Annotated in this window: 15 protein-coding genes; 6 read left to right on the top strand and 9 right to left on the bottom strand. The window is 62.5% G+C overall.

Translation table 11 applies throughout. The features are described 5' to 3' along the window. Positions 1 to 13 precede the first annotated feature (13 nt). Genes M1D44_RS09705 through M1D44_RS09695 form a run of 3 tightly spaced genes read right to left on the bottom strand, consistent with a single transcriptional unit; the run spans position 14 to position 2,720 of the window. Complete coding sequence (locus M1D44_RS09705; RefSeq protein ID WP_004629032.1) at positions 14 to 1,189, bottom strand: vWA domain-containing protein; 1,176 nt, start codon at positions 1,187 to 1,189, stop codon at positions 14 to 16. Between the two features lie 16 nt (positions 1,190 to 1,205). Next, positions 1,206 to 1,814: a GNAT family N-acetyltransferase gene (locus tag M1D44_RS09700; RefSeq protein ID WP_439004473.1), complete on the bottom strand. Its 609-nt coding sequence runs from the start codon at positions 1,812 to 1,814 to the stop codon at positions 1,206 to 1,208. 12 nt (positions 1,815 to 1,826) lie between these two features. Further along, entirely contained in the window at positions 1,827 to 2,720 is an 894-nt protein-coding gene (locus M1D44_RS09695) for an AAA family ATPase (RefSeq protein ID WP_024976154.1), read from the bottom strand. A gap of 301 nt (positions 2,721 to 3,021) precedes the next feature. On the opposite strand from M1D44_RS09695, the gene M1D44_RS09690 reads away from it, so the two are divergent. Continuing rightward, positions 3,022 to 3,390, top strand: a complete 369-nt coding sequence (locus M1D44_RS09690; protein WP_024976153.1) for a c-type cytochrome — start codon at positions 3,022 to 3,024, stop codon at positions 3,388 to 3,390. An 11-nt stretch (positions 3,391 to 3,401) separates the two neighbouring features. Continuing rightward, complete coding sequence (locus M1D44_RS09685) at positions 3,402 to 3,800, top strand: c-type cytochrome (RefSeq protein WP_009238577.1); 399 nt, start codon at positions 3,402 to 3,404, stop codon at positions 3,798 to 3,800. Positions 3,801 to 3,859: 59 nt separating this feature from the next. Here the strand turns inward: M1D44_RS09685 and M1D44_RS09680 are convergent, their stop codons facing one another. After that, complete coding sequence (locus tag M1D44_RS09680) at positions 3,860 to 4,294, bottom strand: DUF1841 family protein (RefSeq protein WP_024976152.1); 435 nt, start codon at positions 4,292 to 4,294, stop codon at positions 3,860 to 3,862. Between the two features lie 116 nt (positions 4,295 to 4,410). Between M1D44_RS09680 and M1D44_RS09675 the strand changes: the two genes are divergently transcribed. Beyond that, positions 4,411 to 5,346, top strand: coding sequence for a DMT family transporter (locus M1D44_RS09675; protein ID WP_439004472.1), 936 nt, complete (start codon positions 4,411 to 4,413; stop codon positions 5,344 to 5,346). A 71-nt stretch (positions 5,347 to 5,417) separates the two neighbouring features. Here the strand turns inward: M1D44_RS09675 and M1D44_RS09670 are convergent, their stop codons facing one another. Further along, positions 5,418 to 7,223, bottom strand: coding sequence for a S10 family peptidase (locus tag M1D44_RS09670; RefSeq protein WP_316853464.1), 1,806 nt, complete (start codon positions 7,221 to 7,223; stop codon positions 5,418 to 5,420). A 604-nt stretch (positions 7,224 to 7,827) separates the two neighbouring features. Between M1D44_RS09670 and M1D44_RS09665 the strand changes: the two genes are divergently transcribed. Continuing rightward, on the top strand, positions 7,828 to 8,415 hold the full coding sequence (locus tag M1D44_RS09665; RefSeq protein WP_024976149.1) for a malonic semialdehyde reductase: 588 nt from the start codon (positions 7,828 to 7,830) through the stop codon (positions 8,413 to 8,415). 60 nt (positions 8,416 to 8,475) lie between these two features. Here the strand turns inward: M1D44_RS09665 and nth are convergent, their stop codons facing one another. Together nth and rsxB are read right to left on the bottom strand one after the other, a co-directional pair. After that, positions 8,476 to 9,120 (bottom strand): endonuclease III, encoded by a 645-nt coding sequence (gene nth, locus M1D44_RS09660; protein ID WP_009238572.1) that lies wholly within the window; start codon positions 9,118 to 9,120, stop codon positions 8,476 to 8,478. Between the two features lie 13 nt (positions 9,121 to 9,133). Further along, entirely contained in the window at positions 9,134 to 9,964 is an 831-nt protein-coding gene (rsxB, locus tag M1D44_RS09655) for an electron transport complex subunit RsxB (protein ID WP_024976148.1), read from the bottom strand. Between the two features lie 140 nt (positions 9,965 to 10,104). Here rsxB and M1D44_RS09650 point away from each other — a divergent pair, with 140 nt between their 5' ends. Beyond that, positions 10,105 to 10,800, top strand: coding sequence for a TetR/AcrR family transcriptional regulator (locus M1D44_RS09650; RefSeq protein WP_024976147.1), 696 nt, complete (start codon positions 10,105 to 10,107; stop codon positions 10,798 to 10,800). Between the two features lie 70 nt (positions 10,801 to 10,870). On the opposite strand, the gene M1D44_RS09645 is transcribed toward M1D44_RS09650, so the two are convergent. Then, positions 10,871 to 12,142 carry a polyhydroxyalkanoate depolymerase gene (locus M1D44_RS09645; protein ID WP_316853338.1) on the bottom strand — a complete coding sequence of 424 codons (1,272 nt, stop codon included), beginning with the start codon at positions 12,140 to 12,142 and terminating at the stop codon, positions 10,871 to 10,873. A 204-nt stretch (positions 12,143 to 12,346) separates the two neighbouring features. After that, positions 12,347 to 13,543 carry an amino acid aminotransferase gene (locus tag M1D44_RS09640; RefSeq protein ID WP_024976145.1) on the bottom strand — a complete coding sequence of 399 codons (1,197 nt, stop codon included), beginning with the start codon at positions 13,541 to 13,543 and terminating at the stop codon, positions 12,347 to 12,349. A 336-nt stretch (positions 13,544 to 13,879) separates the two neighbouring features. Here M1D44_RS09640 and uvrB point away from each other — a divergent pair, with 336 nt between their 5' ends. Then, entirely contained in the window at positions 13,880 to 15,970 is a 2,091-nt protein-coding gene (gene uvrB / locus M1D44_RS09635) for an excinuclease ABC subunit UvrB (protein WP_024976144.1), read from the top strand. The last annotated feature ends 94 nt before the right edge of the window (positions 15,971 to 16,064 follow it).

The raw sequence follows: 16,064 nt of genomic DNA, 5'->3' as shown, positions 1-16,064 counted from the left end.
CTTCCCGAAAAAATCACTTGGATAGCAGCCGCATCGCAGATTCCAACCCGGCAATCGTCACCGGATACATCCGCGTCTTCACGATCTGGTTGATGACTGAGATGGACTGGCGGTATTCCCACAAGCCTTCCGGCTCGGGGTTGAGCCAGACGAATTTAGGAAACTGTTCGATCAGCCGCTTGAGCCACGTGGCGCCGGCTTCGGCGTTGTTGTATTCGACCGAGCCGCCAGCCTGGAGGATTTCGTACGGGCTCATGGTCGCGTCGCCCACGAAGATCAGCTTGTAATCCGGCGGGTACTTGCGGATGACGTCCCACGTGGAGAAGCGCTCCGCATGGCGGCGCCGGTTGTTCTTCCACAGCCATTCGTAGACGCAGTTGTGGAAGTAGTAATACTCGAGGTGCTTGAACTCGGTCTTGGCGGCGGAGAAGAGCTCTTCCACGCGCTTGATGTGGTCGTCCATCGAGCCGCCCACATCCATCAGCATCAGCACCTTGACGTTGTTGTGCCGCTCGGGGCGCATCTTGATGTCGAGCAGGCCGGCGTTGGCGGCAGTGGAGTGGATCGTGTCGTCCAGGTCCAGCTCAATGTCCGCACCATCACGCGCGAACTTGCGCAGGCGCCGCAGCGCCACCTTGATGTTGCGCGTGCCGAGTTCAACGGTGTCGTCGTAGTCTTTGTATGCGCGTGCTTCCCATACCTTGACGGCGGTGCGGTTGCCCTTCGATGGCCCGCCGATGCGGATGCCTTCCGGGTTGTAGCCGCCGTGCCCGAAGGGCGACGTGCCGCCGGTACCGATCCACTTGTTGCCGCCTTCGTGGCGCTCGTGCTGCTCGTTCAGCAGTTCCTTCAGGCGCTCCATCAGCTTGTCGAGGCCGCCCATGGCTTCGATCTTGGCCTTCTCCTCTGGTGACAGCTCGCGCTCCAGCTTTTTGATGAGCCAGTCCAGCGGGATGTCCGCGCGCCAATCCACCGCACCTTCCACGCCCTTGAAGTAAGCGCCGAACGCCTGGTCGAACTTGTCGAAATGCTTTTCGTCCTTTACCAGCGTCATGCGCGCCAGGAAGTAGAACTCGTCGAGCGACGGCGCGATGACCTGCTGCTTGAGCCCTTCAAGCAGCGTCAGGTATTCCTTGACCGAGACCGGCAGCTTGGCGTGCCGCAGCGTGAAGAAGAAATCGATGAGCATGGTGGTCCTCCGGCGCTTAGGCGCGCGGTTGCTCCAGCTTGTATTGCAGATGGCGTTTCACGGTCAGCCATTCCGATTCGATGATTGAAAACACGACCGTGTCGCGGAAGCTGCCGTCCGGCATGCGTTGGTGATTGCGCAGCACGCCGTCCTGCTTGGCGCCCAGGCGGGCGATGGCCGCGCGGCTCTGGTGATTCATCCAGTGCGTGCGGAATTCCACCGCAATGCAGCGCAGCGTTTCGAACGCGTGCGTGAGCAGCAACAGCTTGCATTCCGTGTTGACGGCCGTGCGTTGGACAGATGCTGCGTACCACGTGTGGCCGATTTCCAGCCGGCGGTTGGCTTCATCCACGTTGAAGAGGCGTGTGGCGCCGACCACCTTGCCGGGTTGCCCATCGCGCATCTCGCGCACGACGAACGGCATGGCGCCGAGGCGTTCGCGCATGTCCAGGGCAATGGCCAGCCAATCGCCGGTCTTGTCAGGCGAGGGCACCGAGGTGTACCAGAGCTTCCACAGCTCACCATCAGCGGCCGCGGCGCGCACGTCATCCAGATGTTCTGGCCCGAGCGGCTCCAGGCAAGCGTGCTGGCCGGACAGCGTGACGGGCTCGATCAGGCGCGGCATGGTCGGACTCGCTCAGCGGTTGGCGCGATTCATGAACACCAGGCGCTCGAACAGGTGCACATCCTGCTCGTTCTTGAGCAGCGCGCCGTGCAGCGGCGGAATCGCGGCGTTCTTGTCCTGGCTGCGCAGCGATTCCGGCGGAATATCTTCGGCCAACAGCAGCTTGAGCCAGTCGATCAGCTCGGACGTAGACGGCTTCTTCTTCAGTCCCGGCAGATTGCGCATCTCGTAGAACGCGTCCAATGCGGCCTTCACGAGCGCCGGCTTGATGCCCGGGTAGTGCACGTCGACGATGGCCTGCATCGTCTCGGCATCCGGAAACTTGATGTAGTGGAAGAAGCAGCGGCGCAGGAAGGCGTCGGGCAGTTCCTTCTCGTTGTTCGACGTGATGATCACCAGCGGGCGGTGCTTGGCGCGGATGGTTTCGCGCGTTTCGTACACGTAGAACTCCATGCGATCCAGCTCGCGCAGCAAGTCGTTCGGGAACTCGATGTCGGCCTTGTCGATCTCGTCGATCAGCAGTACGACAGGTTTATCCGCCTCGAAGGCTTGCCACAGCACGCCCTTGACGATGTAGTTGCGGATATCGTGGACCCGGTTGCTACTTTCCTTGTCGCCCAGCTGCGAGTCGCGCAGGCGCGAGACCGCGTCGTATTCGTACAGGCCCTGCTGTGCCTTGGTGGTCGATTTCACGTGCCACTGCAGCAGCGGCATGCCCAGCGCGGCGGCCACTTCCTCGGCCAGCATGGTCTTGCCCGTGCCCGGCTCGCCCTTGATGAGCAGCGGGCGCTGCAGCGTCATCGACGCATTGACGGCGAGCTTGAGGTCGTCGGTGGCGACGTACTGGTCGGAGCCTTCGAAGCGTGAGCGCTGGTCGGATGGGGCAGGCGAGGTGGTGGTGTTCATCGTGCAAGCCTACTGAGCGGTAAAAGATTTGGAAACGGCCAGTATAAGAGCATTTGGCTGTTTGACGCCGGGCGGCCGCAGGGGGCGGGCGGCCCCGCCATTCCTTGCTGTCAAGTCACGGGAGCCCTAACTGGACTGGCAAAAAAACGGTGCGGTACAATGCGCCGGTTTGACGCACCTCAAATGACCGTCCTCTGGCCAGTTGCCAACGGCGGGTGAATGCGCCCAGCGAGACAGCCGGCTGAGACGAGCCAAGCCGGCAGGGCGAGCAGGATTCTGAAACTCCACGCTTAAGAACGAGATGAAAAAGATCCTCACCATGGTGGCCGCCTTGGGCACATTCGGCGTACTGTCCGCCGCAGCCAACAGCGCTGCCGCAGCCGACGTTCAGGGCAACGCGGCCGCCGCCGAAAACAAGGTCGCCATGTGTATCGGCTGCCATGCCATCCCCGACTACAAGACGTCGTTCCCCGAGGTGTATCGCGTGCCCTATCTGGGCGGCCAGAACGCCAAGTACATCGAAAGCGCGCTGCATGCGTATCAGAAGGGTGACCGCAAGCACCCGACCATGCGCGCCATCGCCGGCTCGCTGACCGACCAGGACATCGCCAACCTTGCCGCGTATTACTCGCAGCAGACGGCCGCTACCCAGAACAACCCCCAGAAGTGACGAGGAAGAACATGAAGAAGATCTCGCTCGCAATCTCGTTCAATCTGGGCGCGCTGATGCTGGCCGCGGCCGTGTCGGCACAGGCTGCTGATATTGAAAAGGGCAAGCAGCTGGTGGAGAAGGGCGCCTGCGTGGCCTGCCATGGTGCTGGCCTGAACGCTCCGATTTCGCCGGACTATCCGAAGCTCGCCGGCCAGCACGGCGACTACATCTATCACGCGCTGCTGGCCTATCAGACCAGCAACAACCCGCTGGTGGGCCGCAGCAACGCCATCATGGCAGGCCAGGTCAACAGCAACCCCGCGACCATCGGCGCCGATGGCAAGCCACGTCCGTTCACGCAGGCCGAGCTGAAGGACATTGCCGCGTACATCGAATCGCTGCCGGGTTCGCTGGTGCTCAAGAAGTAATGCGGCATCGCCGGTAAAGAAAAACCGCTCTTCGGAGCGGTTTTTTTATGGCGTCGGATTCAGCGGGCAGTGGCGCGTTTGCGCACGCATTCGATATAGGCCTCGCCGTCGGGAGGCAGGCCGGTGCGCTGCGCCGTCCACAGCATCTGGCCCAGGCATTCCATCACCTGATGCTGTGCCTCGTGAGGCGAGTCGAGCCGCTGGGCCAGGGCTTCATAAGCGGCGCGAATACCGCGTGGCTGATCCACCGATACCTGCTCGCTGATCGACAGGTGCATCGACAGGTGGAGGAACGGGTTGCTCTGGCCGCTTTCCGGCGTGTAGTCGCGGGCGAGCGCTTCGTCGCCGGCTTCCAGGGTGTCGTGGTATTCGGGATGCTGCAGCATCCAGTCGAGCGCCATGGCTTCGAGCGGCGTGAGGATTTCTGCCTGGCGGTGCTTGCGCCACGCGCCGCAGAAGAATTGACGGACTTCGTCGCGGGAGGGATTGAACATGATTTCGCCATTGTACCGGCGCGCCTGGATGCCCGCCGGCAGCTTGGCGAGACGCCGACGCTACAATGGCGCCCCGCACCCGCAGACGGCGACCCCAAACAAAAACGCCGCACGCCATGAGACAACCGACCGATTCCTCCCTCGCCGCGCGCGCCGCCGACAAGCTCCTCGGCGTGCTGCTGATCGCCGTGTCCGCCGCTTCATTCGGCGCGATGGCCATCTTCACGCACTACGCCTATGCGAGTGATGCCAATGTGGTCGGTCTGCTGATCGTGCGCTTCGTGATCGCGGCGGCGGCGCTGATGGTGGTGATGCGTGTTCGTCGCATCGGCATACCGCCGTGGTCGCGCGTGGCGGGGCTGGCGGCAATGGGCGGCATCGGCTACGCGGGGCAGTCGTTCGCGTTTTTCACGGCATTGAACTACGCGCCGGCCAGCCTGGTGGCGCTGCTGCTGTATCTGTATCCGATGTTCGTGACGGTGCTGGCGGCGATTTTCCTGCGCGAGCGGCTGACCGCCACGGCGATCATCGCGCTGGGGCTGTGCTCGGTCGGGGCGGGGCTGACGGTGGGCGGCGCGGGCCTCTCGGGCGGTAGCCTGCTCGGTATTGCGCTGGGTGTGGCTTCCGCGGTGATCTACTCGATCTACATCACGGTCGGTGCACGTGTCACGCGCGGGCTGGATCCTCTGGCGTGTACGACCGTCATCTGTACCGCTGCGGCCGTCGTCTACACGAGCATGGCGCTGGCCGGCGCGCCTGCGCACCTGCCCGGCACGTTGGGTGGCTGGGCGGCGGCACTGGCCATTGCGGGCTTGTCGACGGTGGTGGCGATCCTGACGTTCTTTGCCGGCTTGCAGAAGCTGGGAGCGGCGCAGGCGTCGATGCTGTCCACGCTGGAGCCGGTGGTGACGGTGCTTCTGGCGGCATTGCTGCTCGGCGAATCGATCGCGCCCATGCAGATGGCGGGCGGCGCATTGATCCTGGCGGGCGTGCTCTGGCTCACGCGTGCAGACGCGAAACCTGCCGGCCACAGCGTGGATGACATGGCCTGAAGCCGGATCCTCACTCCAAAGAAAAACCGCCCAGCGTGAACTGGGCGGTTTTGCTTTCTGCCTTGAGGCGATTACTTCTTCTGCCCGGCCGGCAGGCGTTGCAGGCTCTGCACCCGCATCAGGGCCGGACGATCGGCCATCACGCCATCGTAGAACGAAGCGAGGTCACCCTTGAGCGCGGTGCGCGACGCATCGTTCAGATAGATCATGTGGCCCGACGGGTAGTTCTTGATCGTCAGGTTCTTCGCCTTGAGCGTCGGGTCGAGCGGCATTTGCGCCAGCGTCAGCTCGGTCTGGTGGAACGGCGTGACGGCGTCGAAATAGCCGCTGGCCTGCAGCACCTTCAGGTCGGGATTCAGGCTCATCGTCGAGGCGAGGTCGCCGGCGGTGTACAGCGTGTTGCCACCGCCCTTGTTGGCGCCCGTCGGGTCGATGTGGCTGAAGTCCCAGTTGTTGAACACGGCGTCGTTCAGGTCCACGAACGAGGAGGTCGACGTGTACTTGAGCTGGGTGTTCAGGTAGCTGTTCCACAGCACCGTATACGCGCCACCGATGTTCGAGATCGACGGATCGTTGCTGCCCGAGTTCGGCAGGATGAACGGCGCGATGCCCTGGCCCGTGTAATTGGCGCGGCCGTCATACTGGCCGATCTGGATGCCTGGGTTGAGCGTCAGGAAGAACGTGTACGGCGGGTTGTTGTTCTGCGACGGTACGTTGCCGAGCGCCGCCGGATTGCCGAACGTCTGGATCAGCGAGACCGGATCGGTGCCGATGTACGAGCCCATCGTCTGCGCCGTCGCCAGGTTCAGGTTCAGGCGCACGTTGACGAAGCCGCCATCCGCGGCGCTCGGCGCTTGCGCCAGCGGTGCGAGCGTGTTGTCGGCGTAGTTGCGGGCCTGGACGATGTAGCTGTCGAGATCGGTCGGTGCCGGGTTGAGTGTCGTCTTCTTCCAGTAGAAGGCATCTGCGGCGAGTGTCGGGAAGGTGCCGACGGCCGAGAGCGCATTCGCGTAGTCGAGAATCGACGATTGCAGCGTGATCCCGTTCAGTTCGATACCGTCTTCATGGAGCACCCACGACAGCACCGCACTGCGCGCCGTGCCATACGACTCACCGTACAGGAACTTGGGCGAATTCCAGCGCGAGTTCTTGGTCAGGTAGCGCTGGATGAAGCGGTCGATGGAATGCGCGTCCTGGTCGGTGCCCCAGAAGTCTTTGTTCTTGGCCGGTGCAATGGCGGCTGAATAACCAGTGCCGACCGGGTTGATGAACACGAGGTCGGAGCGGTCGAGCAGGCTGTCCGGGTTGTCGGGCAGTTTGTACGGCGCCGGCGGCGTGAAGTTCGGGAACGACGACTGCAGGCGCTTAGGCCCGAACGAGCCGAGCAGCAGGAACACCGACGACGAACCAGGGCCGCCGTTATAGAAGAACGTCACCGGACGCGGTTTCGAGGGGTCCGGGTTGTCCTGCGTGTACGCCACGTAGAACATCGTCGCGTTGGATTGCGACGTAACCGGGTCGATGGTCGTCAGGTGGCCGGCGGTGGCCGTGTAGGCGATGCTCTTGCCACCGATTGTGACTGTATGGTGGGTGATGGCTGCGCTCTCACCCGGGTCGGCAGCCAGGGCGTCGTTGGGCCCGGTGCCGTAGACGTTCGGGTCGACGTAAGGCTGGTCGGGCGGCACGGCGGCCGTCACCGGCTGGGTGGTTGCGTTGCCGGCGTTGGCGGCAACGCCGCTGGGGTTGGCCGTGGCGGACGAGTCGCCGCCGCCGCAGCCCGCCAGCAGCACGGCTGACAGCGCCGCAGCCGCAAACGATACACCAAGGGTTCGAGACAATCCTGCAAAATCACTGGTCGATAACCTGGATTTTTTCATGGCGATAATGGCCTTCTTCAGGGTGACGAACGCCATCACTTAAAACGTCTAGTTTTAAGTGGGCTCCATATTCGTTTTGCGTTTTGTCATTTCTCTGTGGCGCGAAACGAATATTCTGATTTCCCGCCTTGTCCGCGGAAATTAATTCAATTGCTTTTTATTGGGCAAAAGAGGCCCCTGAAATCCGAGGGGATTTCAAAAAGAAACGACCTTGGGATAAAGCCCTCAGGGGTTTGCGCAAAGCCTGGGAGGGGCTGTGCGAAAACGTCGGGATGAATGCGGCCACGCACCTGTTTTAAAACCAGGCGCGAATCCGATACGTCCAACCCTGCGGGTAATACAATGACGAACCAAAAAGTAGTTCGTAAGCAAACCGTTGTAAAGGGCTCTTTTTCATTGCGTGCGATGGGCTGTAAAAATCACCATGCCCATGCCATGGCGCGTCGCAATAAGTGCGATTAAATACAAACAAGGCATGCCGTTTTTTCTAAAGCATCCGTGCCCTGGCGGGTGCCGGATGTCCATCCGGGGCGTGCAGGTGTCCGGCGCGCGCGGAAACAGCGCATTACAATGCGCTCCTCAACTCTTTCCGGAGCACCTTGCAATGCCGATGCTTGAACCGTCCGTGCTGGACCAACTGTTCCACGCAGCCCGTACCCACAACGTATGGCTGGATAAGCCGGTCGACGACGAACTTCTGCACACGCTGTACGACACCGTGAAGTACGGCCCGACTGCCGCCAACAGCACGCCGGCCCGCTTCGTGTTCGTCAAGAGCGCGGCCGCCAAGGAGCGCCTGATTCCGTGCATGTCGGCCGGCAATCAGGAAAAGACTCGCCAGGCGCCCGTGGCCGTGATCGTTGCGTATGACACGCAATTCCACGAGCAACTGCCCAAGCTGTTCCCGCATACCGATGCGCGTTCCTGGTACGCCGGCGATCAGGCCAAGATCAATGCGGCTGCGCTGATGAACGGCTCGCTGCAGGGCGGCTATCTCGTGCTCGCCGCGCGTGCCCTGGGCCTGGACTGCGGCCCGATGGCCGGCTTCGATGCCAACAAGGTGAACGAGACGTTCTTCCCTGATGGCCAGTGGAAGGTCAACTTCATCATGAACATTGGCTACGGCGACGCCGAAAAGCTGCATCCGCGCAACCCGCGCCTGTCGTTCGAAGAGGCGTGCAAGATCGTTTGATCGACAACTGGTCGCGCAAAGAAAACGGGGACTCGCTTCAGCAGCGGCGGTCCCCGTTTTTTATTCCTTCGGCGCCGGTGTCTTCGGCCTGAATTCGCACAGTGGCTCGATGGCGCAATGCCAGCACTCGGGCTTGCGCGCCTTGCACACGTAGCGCCCATGCAGGATCAGCCAGTGGTGCGCATCCTGGCGAAACGCTTCCGGCACCACCTTCAGCAGTTTCAGCTCGACTTCCAGCACGTTCTTGCCCGGTGCCAGCCCGGTGCGATTGGCCACGCGAAAGATGTGCGTGTCCACGGCAATCGTGGGTTCGCCGAAAGCCGTGTTCATCACCACGTTGGCCGTCTTGCGGCCCACACCCGGTAGTTCTTCCAGCGCGGCGCGGTCACGCGGCACTTCACCGCCGTATTGGTCGAGCAGGATGCGGCACGTCTGCAGGATGTGCTTGCACTTGGTGCGATACAGCCCGATGGTCTTGATGTATTCGGTGATGCCTTCCTCGCCCAGCGCCAGCAGCTTGGCGGGCGTATTGGCCACCGGGAACAGCTTGCGCGTCGCCTTGTTCACGCCAACGTCGGTCGCCTGCGCCGAAAGGAGCACCGCAATCAGCAACTCGAACGGCGTGGTGTATTCCAGCTCGGTGGTCGGCGTCGGGTTGTTCTCGCGCAGGGTCTCGAAGATGGCGTGGCGCTTGGCGGGATTCATCGTCGGGCAGGGTTCAGGGTTTGTCCGCGTCGGGTTTGGTGCCGTGTTCGATCTGGCTGGCGATGCGTTTGCGGCGCGCTTCGGCCTCGTCAATCTGGGCTTGCACATCCGCCGACACGTCGGTCACGTTGCGCGGACCTTGCCCGCGCGCGGCCATCTCGGCCTGCTTCTGGCGCGCGCGTTCAATCGCAGCCTGGATGATCGCCTTCTTGCGGGCCTGTGCGGCGAGTTCGGCGTCGTCAGCCGGTTGTTCGGCGCTGACGGCAGCGAGTTTGGCCGCCGCCTTGGCGGCAAGGCGCGCTTCGTTTTCGGCTTGTTCGCGCTTGAGGCGTGCGTTGCGGAAGACGTAGCGGTCCCGCGCGACATCGGCTTGCTGCTGGCTCCAGGCGTCCCAGCCCGTTCGTTCGCCGGTGACGGGGATCATGTCGATGCAATCGACGGGGCAGGGCGGCACGCAGAGGTCGCAACCGGTGCACCAGTCTTCCAGCACCGTGTGCATCGCCTTGGGCGCACCAACGATGGCGTCGACCGGGCACGCTTGAATGCACAGCGTGCAACCGATACAGCGTTCCGGGTCAATGACGGCGACGGCACGAGGCTGCTCGATGCCGTTGGAAGGGTCCAGCGGCAACAGATCACCTGTGCGGCCGAGCGCGTCGGACAGCCGGCGGACACCTTCCGCGCCGCCGGGTGGGCAGCGGTTGGGTAGCGCCTCGCCGTTGGCCATGGCTTCAGCGTAGGGGCGGCAGCCGTTGTAGCCGCACTTGGTGCATTGCGTTTGCGGCAGGAGGTTTTCGAGCCGGTCGGCCAGGGATGCGGCCACTGCGGGGACCAAGGAAACCACGATGGGACTTGTCGTTTGAATAGCCTGCCATTATCGCCGATTTGGCCCCCGCGCAAGGCGTGCATGCCCTGACATCGCATACGGCGGGCATGTCTTAACCCTATGACATAATTCCTGCGTTCTAAACGGACCGACGTGCCATGCCGTCTCACCCAGCCGCGCCCATCGCCGACATCGAAGTCGATGCTCATGGCGAATCCGCCGCACCCCGCACGCGTCGTGACCCCGCCGGCACGCGCCGACGTATCCTTGCTGCTGCCATCGAAGAGTTTTCGCGGGGCGGCTTTGCCGGCGCCCGCGTCGACGCCATCGCCCGCCGCGCTGAGACCAATGAGCGCATGCTGTACTACTACTACGGCAGCAAGGAAAAGCTTTTTCTGACCGTGCTCGAACACATGTATTTCCGCTTCAAAGAGGCGGAAGAGCAGGTGCAGATCGAGTCGTCGGACCCGCGTGAGGCAGTCATTCAGCTTGCACGGTTCGTCTGGGACTTCTATTACGAGAACCCCGAGTTCATCCGTCTGCTCAACAGCGAAAACCTGCACGAGGCACGGCATCTGAAGACGTCGCCGCACCTGGTCGAGCTGGTCAATCCGGTCATTGATGTGCTGCGCGGCGTGGTCGAGCGTGGCCAGCGCAGCGGCATCTTCCGAGAGGACGTCGATGTGTCGCGCCTGTATCTGACGATCTCGGCGCTGGGTTATTACGTGCTGTCCAATCGCTACACGATCAGCGCCGTCGTGGGCCGCGACATTGCCTCTGCCGACGAGCACGAAGCCTTCGCGCAACTGCATATCAAGATGTTGCTGGCGTATCTGGATCGGCCCAAGGACTGATCGGCGGAAGCATCGTCGCGTGACAAAAAAAGCCTCGCGGGTGCGAGGCTTTTTCTTGGATGCTTAAGGCTTACGCGACTGCTTTGATGCGCGGAGCGCTCTCTTCGTTGCGGCGAATGAAGTCACGCAACTGCGGATACACCTGCTCGCGCCAGCGGCGACCCGAGAAGATGCCGTAGTGGCCGCACTTGGGCGCCGTCAGGTGCTGCTTGCGCGCGTTCGGAATGCCGGTGCACAGGCCATGCGCGGCCTCGGTCTGACCGCTGCCGGAGATGTCGTCCAGCTCGCCCTCGATGGTGAAAAGCGCGGTGCTCTTGATGTCCTGCGGGCGCACCGGCTTGCCTTCCACCACCCACGTGCCATTGGCAAGGTGGAATTCCTGGAACACGTCGCGGATGGTTTCGAGGTAATACTCGGCCGCCATGTCGAGCACGGCGTTGTACTCGTCGTAGAAGCGCACGTGGGCTTCAGCGTCTTCCGTGTCGCCCTCGATCAGGTTCAGGTAGTAGTCGTAGTGCGATGACAGGTGGCGGTCCGGGTTCATCGCCACGAAGCCGGCGTGTTGCAGGAAGCCCGGATAAACCTTGCGGCCGTGCCCCGGATAGTTGGCCGGCACCGTGTAGATCACGTTGTTTTCGAACCAGCTGTGCGACTTGTTGGTCGCCAGCGAGTTGACCGCGGTCGGGCTCTTACGCGCATCGATCGGGCCGCCCATCATGGTCATCGTGCGCGGCGTCTTCTCGCCGTCCGAGGCCATGAGCGAGATGGCGGCCAGTACGGGCACGGTCGGCTGGCACACCGAGATCACGTGCAGCTTGTCGGCACCAATGTGATTGATGAACTCGCGGATGTAGTTGATGTAGTCCGACAGGTGGAAGGCACCTTCTTCGGTTGGCACCATGCGAGCGTCGATCCAGTCGGTCACGTACACCTTGTGATCCTGCAGCAACGTGCGCACGGTGTCGCGCAGCAGCGTGGAGTGGTGGCCCGACAGCGGCGCGCACACCAGCACGATCGGCTCATCCTTGAGCAGCTTGATGGTCTCGGCGTCGTCGGCGTAGCGCTTGAAGCGGATCAGGCGGCAGAACGGTTTCTCGACGATGGTCTGTTCGACGATGGGAATGTCGCGGCCGTTGGATCTGACGGAGCGAATGCCGAATTCCGGCTTCTCGTACTCCTTGCCCAGGCGGTATAGCAGTTCATAGCCCGCGGCGTAGCGTTGCGCGCCGGGCATCAGGGACAGCGGACTCAGTGGGTTGGTGAAGGTCTTGGCGGTCGCTTGGGCCCAAGCCGTCATGGGGCTGAGCAGGGCGCGCTGGAATTCATGAAGCTGGTAAAGCATGGCTGGACCGGTCTCTGGTGGCGGGGGCGACGCAAACGATTATGCACCTAGGCGCATGTTACTGCGATGCAGCATAAACCCTGATAACAGAGTGTTGCGTGGCTCTATGATGCGCCCGTGTCAGTCTAGTCCCATGCAGCAAAAAAGCGGCCGAAGCCGCTTTTCTTTTTGCAATTGCACCTAAGGCGTGACGCCTACCGCACCTTACAGGACGTCAGCGATGGCGTTCACCACGGCGTCGATGTTGTGCGTGTTCAACGCGGCCACGCAGATGCGGCCGGTCGACACAGCGTAGATGCCATGCTCGTTGCGCAGGCGATCCACTTGCGCGGAGGTCAGGCCCGAATACGAGAACATGCCGCGCTGGGCTTTCACGAACGAGAAGTCGGTCTTCACGCCCTTGGCGGCCAGCTTGTCGACCAGTGCGTTGCGCATCGACTTGATACGGTCGCGCATTTCGCCCAGTTCCTGTTCCCACATCGCGCGCAGCTCGGGGCTCGTCAGCACGCTGGCGACGATCGTGCCGCCGTGCGTCGGCGGATTCGAGTAGTTCGTGCGGATCACACGCTTGACTTGCGACAGCACGCGGGTGGCCTCGTCCTTGCTGGTCGTCACGATCGACAGTGCGCCGACGCGCTCGCCGTACAGCGAGAACGACTTAGAGAACGAGCTGGAAACGAAGAACGGCAGGCCCGATTCAGCAAACAGGCGCACGGCCAGGCCGTCTTGCTGGATGCCGTCGGCAAAGCCTTGGTAGGCCATGTCGAGGAACGGAATCAGGTTCTTGGCCTTGATGACTTCCACGACCTGCTTCCACTGGTCGGTGGTCATGTCCACGCCCGTCGGGTTGTGGCAGCAGGCGTGCAGCACGACGATCGTGTTCGGCGCGTAGCTGTTGAGCGAATCCATCATGCCGGCGAAGTTCAAGCCGTGCGACGGGGCATCGTAGTACGCGTAGTTGACGACTTCGAAGCCGGCCGACTCGAACAGCGCGCGGTGGTTTTCCCAGCTCGGGTCGGAAATGGCGACCTTGGCGTTCGGGTACAGGCGCTTGAGGAAGTCGGCGCCGATCTTCAGTGCGCCGGTGCCGCCCAGGGCTTGCGCGGTGACGACGCGGCCTTCGGTGATCAGGGGCGATTCAGCGCCGAACAGCAGCTTCTGCACAGCCTGGTCGTAGGCGGCAATGCCTTCGATCGGCAGGTAGCCACGCGGGGCAGCGGCGGCCAGGCGGGCCTTTTCGGCTTCCTGCACGGCGCGCAGCACCGGAATTTTCCCTTCGTCGGTGAAGTACACGCCCACGCCCAGATTCACTTTGGTGGTGCGGGTATCGGCGTTGAAAGCTTCATTCAGGCCCAGGATGGGATCGCGCGGAGCCAGTTCGACGGCGGAGAAAAGCGACATGAGATGTCTCGATCGGTTGGTTCGGAATTCGGTGGGATCTTGCAGGCGGTGCGGCATGGGCTCCGGGGCGGGTCGCCCGGCGCCTGATGTACAACGAGGCGCGCACGAAGATCGATTGTACCGAATACAGGCTCTAATCGCCCGAAAAATCCTTGCAGAACAGGCGCCTAAAGCGTTTGAACGGCCAGTACAGATGTGCGGGTCCGGCTGTCCAAACGATTGCTCGGGCTGCACGCTACACTAGACGATTGGTTGCAATTGCCGCTGCCGTCCTCACTTTCTGAGGGCGTGCGAGTCACTTTGTCGACTTCCCGCGCTGCCATCCTACCCGCCGCCATGACCGATCTGAGCCAAGTCCCTAGCCCGCACGATGAGTCGAAGTTTGTGACTTTCGAGGGCTCGCCGTTCCAGTTGTACCAGCCGTATCCGCCGGCCGGCGACCAGCCGGAGGCGATCCGCCAGCTCGTCGAGAACATTGGCGACGGCCTGTCGTACCAGACCCTGCTGGGCGTGACGGGCTCGGGCAAGACCTTCACCATGGCCAATGTGATCGCCCAGGTGGGGCGGCCCGCCATTGTCTTTGCGCCGAACAAGACGCTGGCGGCGCAGCTGTATTCGGAGTTTCGCGATTTCTTCCCGCGCAATGCGGTCGAATACTTCGTCTCGTACTACGACTACTACCAGCCTGAGGCCTATGTGCCGCAGCGCGACCTGTTCATCGAGAAGGATTCGTCGATCAACGAGCACATCGAGCAGATGCGGCTCTCGGCCACCAAGAGCCTGCTTGAGCGCCGCGATGTGGTGATCGTGGCTACCGTGTCGGCCATTTACGGTATCGGCAACCCGAGCGAATACCACCAGATGATCCTGACGCTGCGCGCGGGTGACAAGGTCAGCCAGCGTGACGTGATCGCACGCCTGATCGCCATGCAGTACACGCGCAACGAGACGGATTTCCAGCGCGGTACGTTCCGCGTGCGTGGCGACACGGTCGACATTTTCCCGGCCGAGCACGCCGAGATGGCCGTGCGCCTGGAGTTGTTCGACGATGAAGTCGAATCGCTGCAACTGTTCGACCCACTGACGGGGCGCGTGCGGCAGAAGATTCCGCGCTTCACGGTGTACCCGTCGAGCCACTACGTGACGCCGCGCGAGACCGTGCTGCGCGCCATCGAGACCATCAAGGCCGAGCTGCGCGAACGGCTCGATTTCTTCTACAAGGAAAACAAGCTGGTGGAAGCGCAGCGGCTGGAGCAGCGCACGCGCTTCGATCTGGAGATGCTGCAGGAGCTGGGCTTCTGCAAGGGCATCGAGAACTATTCGCGCCATCTGTCCGGCTCCGCGCCGGGCGAACCGCCGCCGACGCTGGTCGACTACCTGCCGCCCGATGCGTTGATGTTCCTCGATGAATCGCACGTGCTGATCGGTCAGCTCAACGGCATGTACAACGGTGACCGCGCGCGCAAGGAAACGCTGGCCGAATATGGCTTCCGACTGCCTTCCGCGCTCGACAACCGGCCGCTCAAATTTGCTGAGTTCGAGACCAAGATGCGGCAGGTGACGTTCGTGTCTGCCACGCCGGGGGATTACGAAAAGAAGACGGCCGGCACGGAAGTCGTCGAGCAGGTCGTGCGCCCCACAGGCCTCGTCGACCCGACGATCGAGGTGCGCCCGGCCACGACGCAGGTCGACGATCTTCTGTCTGAGATTCACGTGCGCGTCGAAGCTGGCGAGCGCGTGCTGGTGACCACGCTCACCAAGCGCATGGCCGAGCAGTTGACCGAGTTCCTGTCGGAGAACGGCGTCAAAGTCCGCTACCTGCATTCGGACATCGATACCGTGGAACGCGTGGAGATCATCCGTGACCTGCGCCTGGGCACGTTCGATGTGCTGGTCGGTATCAACCTGCTGCGCGAGGGCTTGGATATTCCCGAGGTGTCGCTCGTGGCGATTCTGGATGCCGACAAGGAAGGTTTCCTGCGCGCCGAGCGCTCGCTCATCCAGACGATCGGCCGCGCCGCGCGGAACGTGAACGGCACCGCCATCCTTTATGCCGATCGCATGACCGATTCGATGAAGAAAGCGATTGGCGAAACCGAGCGCCGCCGTGCCAAGCAGATCGCTCACAACGAGGAGCACGGCATTACGCCGCGTGGCGTCGTCAAACGCATCAAGGACATCATCGACGGCGTGTACAACGTCGACGACGCGCGCGCCGAACTGAAGGCCGCGCAAGAGGCCGCCAAGTACGAAGATATGAGCGAGAAGCAGGCGTCCAAGGAAATCAAGCGCCTGGAAAAACAGATGCTCGACCACGCCAAGAACCTCGAATTCGAAAAGGCGGCGGCGGTGCGCGATCAGCTTGCGAAGCTCAAGTCGCAGCTCTTTGGCGCGAGCGGCGAAGACCATATCGTTCCGGCTGCCTGAACTGCACGGCCACTTGCGTTGTCGGATTCCCGCCTTGCCGTAGGCGGCGGGGGTTGCTGTTGGCACCATTTCAGATCAAATTCAGGCGCCGCGC

It is taken from the genome of Ralstonia sp. SA306, from assembly GCF_054792405.1.
Note: the sequence above shows the minus strand (reverse complement) of the source record. Positions and strands in the feature narration are given on the sequence as shown.

Bases quoted from the DNA above. Each gene is read 5' to 3' on its own strand.
- M1D44_RS09705 (WP_004629032.1), bottom strand. From the start codon at position 1,189: ATGCTCATCGATTTCTTCTTCACGCTGCGGCACGCCAAGCTGCCGGTC.
- M1D44_RS09700 (WP_439004473.1), bottom strand. From the start codon at position 1,814: ATGCCGCGCCTGATCGAGCCCGTCACGCTGTCCGGCCAGCACGCTTGC.
- M1D44_RS09695 (WP_024976154.1), bottom strand. From the start codon at position 2,720: ATGAACACCACCACCTCGCCTGCCCCATCCGACCAGCGCTCACGCTTC.
- M1D44_RS09690 (WP_024976153.1), top strand. From the start codon at position 3,022: ATGAAAAAGATCCTCACCATGGTGGCCGCCTTGGGCACATTCGGCGTA.
- M1D44_RS09685 (WP_009238577.1), top strand. From the start codon at position 3,402: ATGAAGAAGATCTCGCTCGCAATCTCGTTCAATCTGGGCGCGCTGATG.
- M1D44_RS09680 (WP_024976152.1), bottom strand. From the start codon at position 4,294: ATGTTCAATCCCTCCCGCGACGAAGTCCGTCAATTCTTCTGCGGCGCG.
- M1D44_RS09675 (WP_439004472.1), top strand. From the start codon at position 4,411: ATGAGACAACCGACCGATTCCTCCCTCGCCGCGCGCGCCGCCGACAAG.
- M1D44_RS09670 (WP_316853464.1), bottom strand. From the start codon at position 7,223: ATGAAAAAATCCAGGTTATCGACCAGTGATTTTGCAGGATTGTCTCGA.
- M1D44_RS09665 (WP_024976149.1), top strand. From the start codon at position 7,828: ATGCCGATGCTTGAACCGTCCGTGCTGGACCAACTGTTCCACGCAGCC.
- nth (WP_009238572.1), bottom strand. From the start codon at position 9,120: ATGAATCCCGCCAAGCGCCACGCCATCTTCGAGACCCTGCGCGAGAAC.
- M1D44_RS09650 (WP_024976147.1), top strand. From the start codon at position 10,105: ATGCCGTCTCACCCAGCCGCGCCCATCGCCGACATCGAAGTCGATGCT.
- M1D44_RS09645 (WP_316853338.1), bottom strand. From the start codon at position 12,142: ATGCTTTACCAGCTTCATGAATTCCAGCGCGCCCTGCTCAGCCCCATG.
- M1D44_RS09640 (WP_024976145.1), bottom strand. From the start codon at position 13,543: ATGTCGCTTTTCTCCGCCGTCGAACTGGCTCCGCGCGATCCCATCCTG.
- uvrB (WP_024976144.1), top strand. From the start codon at position 13,880: ATGACCGATCTGAGCCAAGTCCCTAGCCCGCACGATGAGTCGAAGTTT.